The sequence below is a fragment of the Polaribacter sp. Z014 genome (assembly GCF_023555435.1).
Classification (GTDB): domain Bacteria; phylum Bacteroidota; class Bacteroidia; order Flavobacteriales; family Flavobacteriaceae; genus Polaribacter.
The window spans coordinates 1-12,678 of sequence record NZ_JALCZP010000026.1 but is presented as its reverse complement, the minus strand read 5'-3'; the positions used below and the strand labels follow the sequence as shown (position 1 = coordinate 12,678).

Annotated in this window: 10 protein-coding genes; 2 read left to right on the top strand and 8 right to left on the bottom strand. The window is 31.1% G+C overall.

What is annotated here, in order from left to right; all coding sequences use genetic code 11:
- Nucleotide 1 precedes the first annotated feature (1 nt).
- From accD to tamL, 3 genes are all read right to left on the bottom strand, one after another.
- A complete protein-coding gene (gene accD / locus MPF19_RS17020) occupies nucleotides 2–859 on the bottom strand; it encodes an acetyl-CoA carboxylase, carboxyltransferase subunit beta (protein ID WP_203394838.1) in 858 nt (285 codons plus the stop codon).
- Nucleotides 860–1,023: 164 nt separating this feature from the next.
- Complete coding sequence (gene fbaA / locus MPF19_RS17015) at nucleotides 1,024–2,091, bottom strand: class II fructose-bisphosphate aldolase (protein WP_249989460.1); 1,068 nt, start codon at nucleotides 2,089–2,091, stop codon at nucleotides 1,024–1,026.
- A 101-nt stretch (nucleotides 2,092–2,192) separates the two neighbouring features.
- Nucleotides 2,193–4,709: a translocation and assembly module lipoprotein TamL gene (tamL, locus tag MPF19_RS17010; RefSeq protein ID WP_249989459.1), complete on the bottom strand. Its 2,517-nt coding sequence runs from the start codon at nucleotides 4,707–4,709 to the stop codon at nucleotides 2,193–2,195.
- A 69-nt stretch (nucleotides 4,710–4,778) separates the two neighbouring features.
- On the opposite strand from tamL, the gene MPF19_RS17005 reads away from it, so the two are divergent.
- Nucleotides 4,779–5,510: a TrmH family RNA methyltransferase gene (locus tag MPF19_RS17005; RefSeq protein WP_249989457.1), complete on the top strand. Its 732-nt coding sequence runs from the start codon at nucleotides 4,779–4,781 to the stop codon at nucleotides 5,508–5,510.
- A gap of 41 nt (nucleotides 5,511–5,551) precedes the next feature.
- Here MPF19_RS17005 and porT read toward each other — a convergent pair whose 3' ends face one another.
- The 5 genes from porT to MPF19_RS16980 all read right to left on the bottom strand — a co-directional run bounded on the left by porT (nucleotide 5,552) and on the right by MPF19_RS16980 (nucleotide 10,883).
- Nucleotides 5,552–6,268, bottom strand: a complete 717-nt coding sequence (porT, locus tag MPF19_RS17000) for a type IX secretion/gliding motility protein PorT/SprT (protein WP_249989455.1) — start codon at nucleotides 6,266–6,268, stop codon at nucleotides 5,552–5,554.
- On the bottom strand, nucleotides 6,268–6,999 hold the full coding sequence (ubiE, locus tag MPF19_RS16995; RefSeq protein ID WP_203394842.1) for a bifunctional demethylmenaquinone methyltransferase/2-methoxy-6-polyprenyl-1,4-benzoquinol methylase UbiE: 732 nt from the start codon (nucleotides 6,997–6,999) through the stop codon (nucleotides 6,268–6,270). The genes porT and ubiE overlap by 1 nt, the downstream gene beginning before the upstream one ends.
- A 150-nt stretch (nucleotides 7,000–7,149) precedes the next feature.
- Nucleotides 7,150–8,055 (bottom strand): NifU family protein, encoded by a 906-nt coding sequence (locus MPF19_RS16990; RefSeq protein ID WP_203394843.1) that lies wholly within the window; start codon nucleotides 8,053–8,055, stop codon nucleotides 7,150–7,152.
- 134 nt (nucleotides 8,056–8,189) lie between these two features.
- Entirely contained in the window at nucleotides 8,190–9,575 is a 1,386-nt protein-coding gene (locus MPF19_RS16985; RefSeq protein WP_249989453.1) for an OmpP1/FadL family transporter, read from the bottom strand.
- A 45-nt stretch (nucleotides 9,576–9,620) separates the two neighbouring features.
- Nucleotides 9,621–10,883: a hypothetical protein gene (locus MPF19_RS16980; RefSeq protein ID WP_249989451.1), complete on the bottom strand. Its 1,263-nt coding sequence runs from the start codon at nucleotides 10,881–10,883 to the stop codon at nucleotides 9,621–9,623.
- A gap of 155 nt (nucleotides 10,884–11,038) precedes the next feature.
- On the opposite strand from MPF19_RS16980, the gene proS reads away from it, so the two are divergent.
- Nucleotides 11,039–12,517, top strand: a complete 1,479-nt coding sequence (gene proS / locus MPF19_RS16975) for a proline--tRNA ligase (protein ID WP_249989449.1) — start codon at nucleotides 11,039–11,041, stop codon at nucleotides 12,515–12,517.
- Nucleotides 12,518–12,678 lie beyond the last annotated feature (161 nt).

Here is a 12,678-nt window from a genome sequence, read left to right as displayed (position 1 = left end):
TTTATGCTCTAACAGGTATATTTTGTATTAAGTCGATATACAAATTAATCTGTTTTTTTAAATTTTTACGTTCGTAAATTGCATCTAAGAAACCGTGTTCTAAGACAAATTCAGATTTTTGAAAACCTTCTGGTAAGTCTTTACCTGTAGTATCTTTTACAACTCTTGGTCCTGCAAAAGCAATTAATGCATTTGGTTCTGCAATATTAATATCTCCCAACATAGCGTAAGATGCAGTTGTACCACCAGTTGTAGGGTCTGTACATAAAGATATGTAAGGGATGTTTACCTCTGCTAATTGCGCTAATTTAACAGATGTTTTTACCATTTGCATTAAAGATAAAGAAGCTTCCATCATTCTTGCACCTCCAGATTTAGAAATCATTAAAAATGGAATTTTATTTTTTATTGAATAATCGATAGCTCTTGCTATTTTTTCTCCAACAACAGATCCCATTGATCCACCAATAAAAGCAAAATCCATTGCTGCAATTACAAGGTCTTTTCCTAAAGATTTTCCTACAGCCGTTCTAACAGCATCTTTTAATTTGGTTTTTTCTTGTGCGGCTTTTAATCTTTCTGGGTATTTTTTTGTGTCTTCGAACTTTAAAGGATCTTTAGAGGTAAGATTTGGGTCTAATTCTTTAAACTTATTTTCATCAAAAAATAATTCGAAATATTCTTTACTACCTATTCTTACATGATAACCGTCTTCTGGACTTACATATAAGTTTCTTTTTAATTCTTCTGTATCTATTATTTTTCCACTAGGTGTTTTGTACCATAACCCTTTTGGAGTATCTTTTTTATCTTCTGTAGAAGTTTGTATTCCTTTATCCGTTCTTTTAAACCAAGCCATACTTGTTGTTGTGTTTTAGGTTATTTCTAAATTTATGTAAAAAAAATTAGAACCGCAAATGTAAAAGTTTTTTCTTAAAAGTATCCTTTTTGATCTCTAAACTCATAAAAAAAGCACTTTGATTTTAGTCAAAGTGCTTTTAAAAAGTATTTTAGAGATATCTTTTATAAAGTATCTACGTTGTTTAAGTCAGAAAATGCTTGTTTTAAACGTGTAATAAAAGTAACTTCACCTTCACGTAACCATCTTCTTGGGTCGTAATATTTTTTGTTTGGAGATTCAGGTCCATCAGGGCTTCCAATTTGAGATTTTAAATAATCTGCATTTTTACCCATATAATCTCTAATTCCGCTCATAAAAGCATATTGCATATCAGTGTCAATGTTCATTTTAATAACACCATAACCAATAGCTTCTCTAATTTCTTCTAAAGAAGAACCAGATCCTCCGTGAAATACAAAATCGATATGGTTTTCTTCAACACCATATTTCTTAGTAATAAATTCTTGAGAATTTTTTAAGATTTTTGGAGTTAATTTCACGTTTCCTGGCTTGTAAACACCATGAACGTTACCAAAGGCTGCAGCAATTGTAAAATTACTACTTACTTTAGATAACTCTTCGTAAGCATAAGCAACTTCTTCTGGTTGTGTATATAATTTAGATTCATCAACATCACTATTGTCAACACCATCTTCTTCACCACCTGTAATACCTAATTCAATTTCTAAAGTCATACCCATTTTACTCATACGAGCTAAATATGTTTTACAAATTGCTATATTTTCTTCAATAGGCTCTTCAGATAAATCTATCATGTGAGAGCTATATAAAGGTTTACCAGTTTCTTCAAAATGTTTTTCTGAAGCATCTAATAATCCGTCTATCCAAGGTAATAATTTTTTTGCACAGTGGTCTGTATGTAAAATAACAGGAACTCCATAAGCTACAGCTAATTCATGTATGTGTTTTGCACCAGCAATACCACCTGCAATTGCAGCTTTTTCACCTTCATTAGATAAACCTTTTCCAGCATTAAATTGTGCACCACCATTAGAAAACTGAATAATTACAGGAGCATTTAAATCTCTTGCTGTTTCTAAAACACCATTAATAGTGTCAGATCCAATAACGTTTACTGCTGGTAAAGCAAATCCTTTTTCTTTTGCATATTTAAAAATAGCTTGTACTTCTGATCCAGTTGCAACACCTGGTTTTATATTATGACTCATCTTTTTGTATATTTTAATCGTTAATTACTCATCAAAAGTACTAAAAATACCGATGAATCTAAGTATAAAATAACGAAAACGTTATAGGTTTTATTACAATTTTAGAAGGGGTAGTTAATACCAATATTATAAACAGCATTTGCAAAATTGTAGTTTTTAAGCCATTTATTGCCAGTTAAATAGGGTTCGTAGGTTTTAAAGCCTACGTCTAAACGTAAAATTAAAAAACTAAAGTCGAATCTTGCTCCAAATCCAGAACCGACAGCAATATCTTTTAAGGACGATAAGTTATTGAATTTTGATGCATCTTCTACAAAGTTAGAACCTGTAATATCCCAGATATTTCCGGCATCAATAAATAAGGCTCCTTTTAGCTTGCTAACTACATTAAATCGATATTCTGCACTTGTTAAAAATTTTAAACTACCAACATTATACTCTAAACCGCTATTTGTATTTCCAGGACCTAATTCATAAGTTTGCCAAGCTCTAATATCATTAGAACCTCCTGCAAAATAACTTTTTGTAAAAGGAATATCAGAATTATCATAAGGGATAATTGCACCTAAAAAACTTCTAATTCCAAATACTGAAGTTGCACCAACATCCCAAAACTTTTTGTACTCTATGTCTGTTTTAAAGTATTGCGCTAATGGTATTTTAGCAAATGTTTTTTTATCGTTAGTATTCGTTTCTTTAGATATTAAGCCTAAAACATTCCCCGAATTTGAAAGTCTTATTTTAAAAAAAGAGAAATTATTGTCACTAGAATTTACTTGATTATTATAGGTAAAGGAATAGGATAGCACAGGTATTAAAAAATCTGATGTTATAATATTATACCTATTTAAAATATTTAAAGCCGTATTGTATTCTTCAGAATTTGTAGTTTTAAAGCTAGTGTCATTAGCTACCTTTTTCATAAAATCTAACGCTTCTGGTACTTGTATGTTTATATCTGTAGAAAGTGGATAATTGGTAATGTTAGTAATATTCTTTGCGATATCATAAGCTTCGGCAACATCGTTTAGGTTAGAGAATTCAGAGCTATATATGTCAAAATAACTATTAATGTTTAAATTTTGAATGTATTGCGTATTTAAAATTTCTAATTGAATTGTTTTTTTTGCATTGTATTTCCATCTGTAGTCAGACAAAAAAGTGAATGTTTGTCGATCTAAACCTATGTTTTTTTGAAAACTAGAGCCAATAGAAAATAAAGTTCTAGGAGACATTTCTTTAGGAACCAATTTATTTAAACCAAAAGGAGCAATAAGTCTTGGTATTTCTAAAGAAGCATCTGCACCAGCCTCCCAACCAGGACCATTATTTGAATTAAAATAAGAGCCTAAAACAGATAGTTTTAGTAATTCTGCTCCTCTAAAAGCGTTTCTATTGGTAATAGAAAATTTGGCTGAACTACCAATTTCTCTAATATTAGAATGTGTTATTTCTGTTTCTAAACCCAAAGTGTATTTTTCTATAGGTGATAACTTTACAAGCATTTTTAATTCATCGTCTGTTCCGGCAATTGGTATAAATTCTATATTGGTGGATTTAAAGTTGTTAAGTGATTTTAAATGATTTCTTGTTAAGTTTCTTAAGGTGTCTTTATAGACACTTCCGGGTTTTAAAAAAATGGATTGCGATAAGTATTTTGGGTTGAATTTATTTCTACGATGTGCTAAAAACTGAATGCCTTTATAGTTTATGGAATCTAAATAAGGTTCTCCTTTTCTTGTAAAAGAATAATCTGTATAAACATTTACTTCGGTTACCTTTTGTACTTGATAAGGTTTGTTTATATATTGACCGTGCTGTTCTTCTTCTAATTGACTTCCAGAGATTAAGAAATCTACATTTGTTTTATAGTCTGTTCTTGTTGAGTCTACATAAAAACCTAAGGCAGATTCATTAAAATTATAAACTCCGTTGTTTCTAAAAAGTTTTAAAACTCTGCTCGCTTCATTTCTAAAGGTAATGTCGTTGTATTGATTGCCCGATTTTAATAGGGATGGTGTGTTGGCGCTTTTATAAATAGAATCTAATACCGGAGATTCTATTTTAAAGTTTATGGTATCTAAAACTGTTGGTTTTCCTTTGGTTATTCTATAGGCAACTGTTGCTTTTTTACTAATAGAATCTCTATCTATTTCTGAGGTTACCTTCGTTTTAAAAAAACCTTGATTTTTGTAATATGTTAGTAAGTTGTTTTCTGTATTTTTTACTTTTCTATTATTAACAATAACGGGACCTTGATAATTTAAAAACCATTTATTTATCCCTATAAAAGATTTTGCGTAGGCAATACTTTGCTTTTCAGAAAAAATATTTTTTATAAAATTATAAGAATGAGGATTTTTTTTACCCCATTCAGATGGTGTTTTAGGTTTATTAGGATTTCCTATATTATGAAAATACAAACCAATAGGTAAATTTAAAAACTTAGGATTTGGTTTTTGTAGTATGTATTTTTGTATATCATTAACATTATTTCTAACGCTATCAACATAAATATAGTTTTGAGTAAGCATGTGTTCATCTTCCGCTACATGCTTTGTTGAATTACATGAAACTAAAATGAGTAAGAATAAAAATGATAAAGAAAGTTTTTTCATTAATTTAGCAGTGCTATCAAATTCAAAAATAGTATTTTTCGGCGGTTTATTTCCAATTACAATCAATTAATGAGTATCTCAAAAAATCAATTTAAGTTAATAACAAGTTTATCTCAAAAAAAGTATAGACAAAAGCATCAATTATTTATAGCGGAAGGTGTAAAAGTGGTGCAAGAGCTTTTAAACTCTTCGTTTGAGGTTGAAACTCTTTTTTGTACAGATGATTTTTCTTCGGATATTTCTGAGTCGCAAATAATTAGAATTTCAGATGCTGATTTAAAGAAAATTAGCAATTTAAAAACGCCTAATAAAGTTTTAGGAATTTTTAAAATTCCTGATAAAAAACCTCTTGTAGATAGCGGTTTAATAATTGCTTTAGATGCTATAAATGATCCCGGAAACTTAGGTACTATTATTAGGTTATGCGATTGGTATGGGGTAGATGAATTAATTTGCTCTAAAGATACTGTAGATTGTTACAATCAGAAAGTAGTGCAAGCAAGCATGGGGTCTTTAACTAGAATCTCTATTCGTTATGTAGATTTGGTAGAATACTTATCTGAAACCCAAAACCCAACTTTTATTGCCGATATGGATGGTGAAAATGTGTACAAAACAAGTTTACCAAAACAAGGAGTTTTGATAATGGGAAATGAAGCAAATGGTGTATCAGTAGAAATTAAAAAGTTAATTACCCATAAAATTTCTATTCCAAGATTTGGTAAAACTCAAGAAACCGAAAGTTTAAATGTAGCTACTGCAACGGCGATTTTGTTGAGCGAGTTTAAAAGGAGTTGCTAATTATTGATTTTCATCAAGCCTAAAAATTGTTCAATTTACCTTTATTCAAAAGCAAAAGTTAGAAAAACACCACGAGTTCCCATGTAATTTACGGGAGCTGTATACGGACTATTTGAATCTTTGTCATATACAATTTCGCTTGGTAGTGCAAAAACGCCACGTATAGAAGGTGAAAACTTAAAGTAATACAAGTAAATATCAATGCCTACACCAACCTCATACATAAAGTTATGAGTTTTCATTCTAAACTGACTTGCAGAATTATCATCTTGATTAGCTTCGTTACTAGAAAAATTATAGTTGTAAGAAATTCCGCCTAGTACATAAGGGCGAATATTATTATATCTGTCTGTGCTAAATTTAAAGATTAAAGGTACGTGTAAATATGTAGAACTTACTTCTCTTACACTATCTAAAGGATTGGAACTGTAGTTTTTCAAATGGTGAAAATAAATTTTCTTTGAGTTGGTCATTAAACCTGGTTCTAAACGTAAGTTTAGATTTTTATGCAAACGTAAATCTGCAATTAACCCTACATTAAATCCAGCCGAAGGTTCTACTGTAATATTTGCATCTGGTATTCCAGAATTATTATTGTAACTAATTTTAAAATCATTCTGATTTAAACCAAGATAAAAACCGTAATGTATTTGTCCTTTATCAAAAGTTGGTAAGTATTCTACTTTTTCTTTTTGCGAAAAAAAAGCAATAGAAGTTAAAAGGAAAAAACCGAATATTATAAATTTCTTACTCATCATTATTTACTTGCGGTATAAATTGTGGCAACTCCAAATGTTACGGGTGTATCTTTTGTATGTGTAAACCCGTTTTTTTGTAAAATATTGTTGAAAGCTTCTCCAAAAGGAAAAGAATTTGCAGATTCTGATAAATATGAATAGGCAACTTTATCTTTAGAAAACAATTTACCTACAACAGGTAAAAATAAATTAGTATATAATTTATACCCTTGTTTAAATGGAAATTTAACTGGGTTAGAGGTTTCTAAAATAACCAAAACACCTGTTGGTTTTAGAACTCTTGCAATTTCTTTAAGCCCTTTATTTAAATTAGCAAAATTTCTTACACCAAAAGAAACCGTAATAGCATCGAAAGTATGGTCTGCAAAAGGCATTTCTTCAGAATCGCCAACAACCATTTCTATTTTATTAGAAAGATTAGCTTTGGCAATCTTTTGTTTTCCAACTTCTAGCATACCTTCAGAAATATCTAAACCTACAATTCTGTCAGGGTTTAAAGCTGCCATCATAATAGCTAAATCTCCTGTACCTGTAGCAATGTCTAAAATTTGTTTTGGGTTATTTTTCCCAACAATTTTCACTACTTTTTTACGCCATTTAACATCAATTCCTAATGAAATTACTCTGTTTAAACCATCGTAATTTTCAGAAATGTTATCAAACATTTGAGCAACTTGTTCTTTTTTGCCAAGTTTAGAATCTTTGTAAGGGTTTATTTTTTCTGCTGACATAAATAAGCCCACCTTAATCCTCTCGAAGAGAGGAAACTCATAGCGTGAGCAACTGTGTTTTTCTGTTTATATAAAATTAACATTCTGTATTCCCTTAACCTTTATTTTTTTCCCCTTTGGGGAAATGTCTTTTAGGACAAAGGGGCTTTTTTACCCATTAATTGCTACTACTTCGTTAATTTGATTTGGTAACATTTCTTTTAGTAAACTTTCTATTCCGTTTTTTAAAGTAGCTGTAGAAGAAGGGCATCCACTACAAGCACCTTGTAAAACCACGTGTACTATTTTTCGTTCTTCATCATAACCACGGAAAGCAATGTTTCCACCATCACTTGCTACTGCAGGTTTTATATATTCATCTAAAATATCAGAAATCTGTGCAGAAATACCTTCTAATTGTACTTGCGGTGTAACTACTTTATTTTCTGATGTTGTTTTTTCTTCTGTTGGAAGTTCTTTAATAATGGTTTTTCCAGCAACTAAGTATTCTCTAATAAAAGTTCTTACTTCTGCAAATACATCACTCCATTCTACCATGTCATATTTGGTAACAGAAACATAATTATCAGAAATAAATACTTCTTTTACAAATGGAAAATTAAAAATAGCTTGCGCTAAAGGAGATGATTTACTAGCCTCATCTATATTTTTATATTCAACATCGGTTTGAGTTAAAGATTTGCTACTTCCAAATTTCATTACGGAAGGATTTGGAGTAACCTCTGCATATACCTCAATGGCTTCTTTTTTAGAAATTGGAGATTCTTGTACAACAACTCCATCATCATTTAAATAAGCTTCAATTTGCTCTTTTACTTCTTCTTGTACGTCTATCCATTCTAGAATGTCATAGCGTTGTACAGCTATAAAATTTGCTGTAATAAAAATCTTTTTAACAAAAGGTAAGTAGAATAATTGTTGTGCTAAAGGTGAGTTTTTAGCCTCATCTATATTATTGTATTCATAACTTCCTCCATTTATTAAAATTTGATTGGTATTAAATTTTATAATGGTATTATTTGTGGTTTCTTGAATTGTGATTTTTACGTCTTGCATGGTGCTAAAAAAATTGAATTGCAAAATTAAGGGAAAAAAGGGAAATAGAATTGTTTTTGATATGTTAAATAAAAACCCGCTTGCGGATATTAGTTGTATCTACAAGCGGTGTTTTTATTGAGTGTTATTTTCGTTTACAAATTAAAGCTAATAGATGCTGTAATTGTTTTATTGTCTATTTCTAATTCTGATGGGTTTACGTCTGTAATAAGGTTTGAGTAAAAATTATATACACCAGTTCTATTGTTGTCGCTAAAAGCAAAGTCTAATTTTATATTACCAAAGTTGTAACCTGCACCTAAAGAATATCCTTTTAAATTATCTGAACTCAAAGCAGCTTTATTAGGGTCTTGCTCAAATTTATAACCACCTCTTACGCTAAATCTATCCATACGCCATTCTGTACCTATGTTAAAAGAATGTGTATTTCTTAATTCGTTTTCAAAAAACTGATTTTCGATTGTAAAATCACCGTTAGATAATTTTATGTTTTTATAATTTCTGTTGATGTAATCTAAACTGATTAAACCATCTTTTCCAAAAATAAAAGCTGCACTTGCGGTTATTTTACTCGGTGTTTTTAATTTATAAGAGATAAATTGACGAGGATTGTTTTCAGAAAAGGAGTAAACTTCATCCGGGAAAAAAGCTGTTTCTCCAATATCAATATTGCTGTCTTGGTTGTAATTTGTGTCTTGTAAGATTTCTGTATACCAAGTTGGTGTTTGATAAGCTAAACCAAATCTAAAATTTTGATTTGCTTTATAAATAAAACCTGCGTTTGCAGAGAAACCTGTTCCTGATGTAAGATTTTCTTGATATAATTCTACGTCAAGGATATTTCCATCTTCGTCACTATTTAACTCCGTTAAAACAGATTGTTGAGTGAAATTTAAATCATAGAAATTAAGACCTAAACCTATATATAATTTGTTTTTATGAACTGATGAAAAAGCGATGTTTAACTCTGTTGTTTCTCCGTTGTAATTTGTATCGAATAGTTGTCCATCTGTGTAGTTATATAGTGTATTTTGAACACGTGGATTTGTGTCGAATTTAGTAACGGCCTCATTTCCTTGAGCTGAAAAGCTGTTTTCAAAATCTTTAGTAATTCTATAGTTAAAACCAATTGCAAATTTACTCCAATCAGATTTGTATGCGCTATCAAAAACTAAAACTGCACCAGCATGAGAAAGATTAAAAAATTGATCTTGAGTTGTTATTTTTTTTCTATCATTAAAGCTAGCGTCTCCATAAGCGGCACTTATATCTGTATTTCTAGAATTAATGGTTCCTGTAAAAGAACTATTTGTAAAGACAGCAATACCTGCAGGGTTTACACTCATAGAAGAAATATCTCCTCCTAATGCTCCAAAAGCACCACTCATAGCTGTAAAACGAGCAGAACCGTTATCATCATTTTGAGAAAATAAAACGCCTAAATCTTGATAACCTAAAGATTGAGAATAAGACGTAACTGTTGCTACGAATAAGATCGTTGTTATTATAAATTTTTTCATACTAATATTTGTTTGTAATCTTTTAAAGAACATAAAACTAATTCACTACCCTCTTCTTCTAGATGAACTGGAAGATGAACTTCTAGAGCTGCTACTGCTTCTACTAGGGGTACTTCTTGTAGATGATGATCTAGAGGAAGATGAGCTTCTTGTAGAAGGAGTGTATGTGTTACTCCTGCTAGAAGACGTAGTAGTAGAGCTTCTTCTTGGTGAATAACTCGTTGACGTATTTCTTGTTGAACTTGAGCTTCTAGGCGGTGTAGTTCTGCTAGTGCTTCTTGTAGAGGTATTTGAACTTCTTCTTGCTGTTGATGCGTTAGAATTTCTAGAGCTACTAGGCGTAGAAGATCTTCTTACAACGACAACTTGTTTGTTATTTCTGGTGTTTGTGTTGTTGTTTACACTAGCGCTATTTCTTCTAGTACTAGAGCTACTTCTTGTACCAGAACTTCTTCGTGTAGAAGAACTGCTTCTAGTACTTCTAGTGGGTGAGGAGCTTCTTCTATTGGTTGTAGAATTTCTACTAGGAGATGTTGTTGTGCTACTTCTCCTGCTAGATGTGCTTGTAGGTTGTCTATGGGTAGATGTGCTTCTTCTGCTTGTTGTAGCAGTTCTACTTCTAGAATTAACGGAGCTATTTCTTCTATATGTTGTGTTGTTTGTAGATCTTCTTCCGTAATTGTTATTTCTGTACGTACGATTAGTGTATCTATTGTTATAATTTCTATAAGGGCTAGAGTATCCGTAATAATAAGGTTGATAATAGTAAGGAGAATAGAAACCTACATTCCAAGCATTATAATTATGGTAAGGATGCCAATAAGGATTGTAATTCCAAGCGTAACCTCTATAGTTCCAGTTTCTGTAACCCCAAGTATCATAATAATTATAACCATAATAATTATTCCAATAAGGACTTTCAATTACATTGATATTTACTGAGACATCGTTATTGTCATTTTGTCCCCAAGGTTGGTTAGCTTTGTAATTTAATGTTTCATCAATATCTTCTTCATCAATATAAATAGTGTCTACAGATTTATAATTATCAACATCTGTAAAAACATCATTATTTTCTACATTTTCTAGGCTGTTTAGTTTGTTTAAAAAATAATTATCGTTGTAATCATCATATTCATCCTCGTTAGCATAGATAACTTTCTTGTTGTTACTATTTACAGTCTCATCGCCATAAATACCATCATCATTATAAGCACTTTGATAGGTACCGCAAGAAACCAATACTAAACTAGTGGTTAGTAAAAATAAGAGTTGGTTTAGTTTGAAATTTATATATCGAGGTTTCATAATGAATATATTTAGATGAATACTTATTTTATCAATTAAATGTAGTTAAAACTCTTTAAATTATAGTAGTTTTGTCCTGTTTTTGTATAATATAACGAATTTTTAACAAACATTTACACAATAAAGGGTGCAATATTTGTGCCAAACTTTTGATTATGAGTAAACATTTAACAAAAAGAGCCGACGATTATTCCAAATGGTATAACGAGTTAGTAGTGAAGGCAGATTTAGCTGAAAATTCTGCAGTTAGAGGATGTATGGTTATTAAACCTTATGGTTTCGCCATCTGGGAAAAAATGCAAGCAGAACTAGATAGAATGTTTAAAGAAACAGGACATGAGAATGCTTATTTTCCTTTATTTGTTCCCAAAAGTTTGTTTGAAGCTGAAGAAAAAAATGCAGAAGGTTTTGCTAAAGAATGTGCAGTAGTAACACATTATCGTTTACAAAATGATCCTGATAATCCGGGAAAGTTACGAGTAGATCCAGAAGCTAAATTAGAAGAAGAATTGGTGGTAAGACCAACTTCTGAAGCAATTATTTGGAATACATATAAAGGATGGATTCAGTCTTATAGAGATTTACCTTTACTAATAAATCAATGGGCAAATGTGGTTCGTTGGGAAATGCGTACACGTTTATTTTTACGTACCGCAGAATTTTTATGGCAAGAAGGGCATACGGCTCATGCTACAAAAGCAGAAGCTGTAGTGGAAGCAAAGCAAATGCAAGATGTGTATGCGGAGTTTGCAGAAAATTTTATGGCGATGCCCGTAATTAAGGGAACAAAATCTGATAGTGAGCGTTTTGCAGGTGCAGATGATACGTATACCATTGAGGCTTTAATGCAAGACGGAAAAGCTTTGCAAGCTGGTACAAGTCATTTTTTAGGTCAGAATTTTGCAAAGGCATTTGATGTTAAGTTTACTTCTAAAGAAGGAAAACAAGAATATGTTTGGGCTACTTCTTGGGGTGTATCTACACGTTTAATTGGTGGTTTAATTATGACGCATTCCGATGATAATGGCTTGGTACTACCTCCAAAATTAGCGCCAATACAAGTGGTAATTGTTCCAATTTATAAAGGAGATGAGCAATTAGTAGCAATTTCTGAGAAAATGAATGTAATTGTAAAAGAATTACGATTAAAAGGAATTTCTGTTAAATTTGATACAAGAGATACGTATAGACCAGGAGCTAAGTTTGCTGAGTATGAGTTAAAAGGAGTGCCAGTAAGAATTGCTATTGGAAATAGAGATCTAGAAAATGGAACTTTAGAAATTGCAAGAAGAGATACTTTTGAAAAGCAAATAGTGGCCCAAGACGATGCTGTTTCTTTTATTGAAAACCTTTTAGAAGAAATTCAGGATAACTTATACAAGAAGGCAATAGATTTTAGAAAAGAACATACAACGGTTGTAGACGATTTTAAAGAATTTAAAAAGGCTATAAAGAATACTGGTGGTTTTGTGTCTGCACATTGGGATGGTACAGAAGAAACAGAAGACAGAATAAAAGAATATACAAAGGCAACTATTAGATGTATACCTAATGATGCTAAAGAAGAAATAGGTGTCTGTGTTTTAACAGGAAAGCCATCTTCTAGAAGGGTGCTTTTTGCAAAAGCGTATTAATTTCGAAAAAAAAATGTTTTTTTTCGAAAACTATTGTGAGAATTAAAAAACATTGTATATTTGCACCCGCAATTAGGATATTCTTAATTGTTCTGGTCCGTTCGTCTAGGGGTTAGGACGCATGGTTTTCATCCATGTAACACGGGTTCGATTCCCGTACG

Coding starts and splice junctions, on each gene's coding strand:
- fbaA (WP_249989460.1), bottom strand. CDS start 2,091: ATGAGTCATAATATAAAACCAGGTGTTGCAACTGGATCAGAAGTACAA.
- MPF19_RS17005 (WP_249989457.1), top strand. CDS start 4,779: ATGAGTATCTCAAAAAATCAATTTAAGTTAATAACAAGTTTATCTCAA.
- MPF19_RS16980 (WP_249989451.1), bottom strand. CDS start 10,883: ATGAAACCTCGATATATAAATTTCAAACTAAACCAACTCTTATTTTTA.
- porT (WP_249989455.1), bottom strand. CDS start 6,268: ATGATGAGTAAGAAATTTATAATATTCGGTTTTTTCCTTTTAACTTCT.
- proS (WP_249989449.1), top strand. CDS start 11,039: ATGAGTAAACATTTAACAAAAAGAGCCGACGATTATTCCAAATGGTAT.
- MPF19_RS16985 (WP_249989453.1), bottom strand. CDS start 9,575: ATGAAAAAATTTATAATAACAACGATCTTATTCGTAGCAACAGTTACG.
- tamL (WP_249989459.1), bottom strand. CDS start 4,709: ATGAAAAAACTTTCTTTATCATTTTTATTCTTACTCATTTTAGTTTCA.
- MPF19_RS16990 (WP_203394843.1), bottom strand. CDS start 8,055: ATGCAAGACGTAAAAATCACAATTCAAGAAACCACAAATAATACCATT.
- ubiE (WP_203394842.1), bottom strand. CDS start 6,999: ATGTCAGCAGAAAAAATAAACCCTTACAAAGATTCTAAACTTGGCAAA.
- accD (WP_203394838.1), bottom strand. CDS start 859: ATGGCTTGGTTTAAAAGAACGGATAAAGGAATACAAACTTCTACAGAA.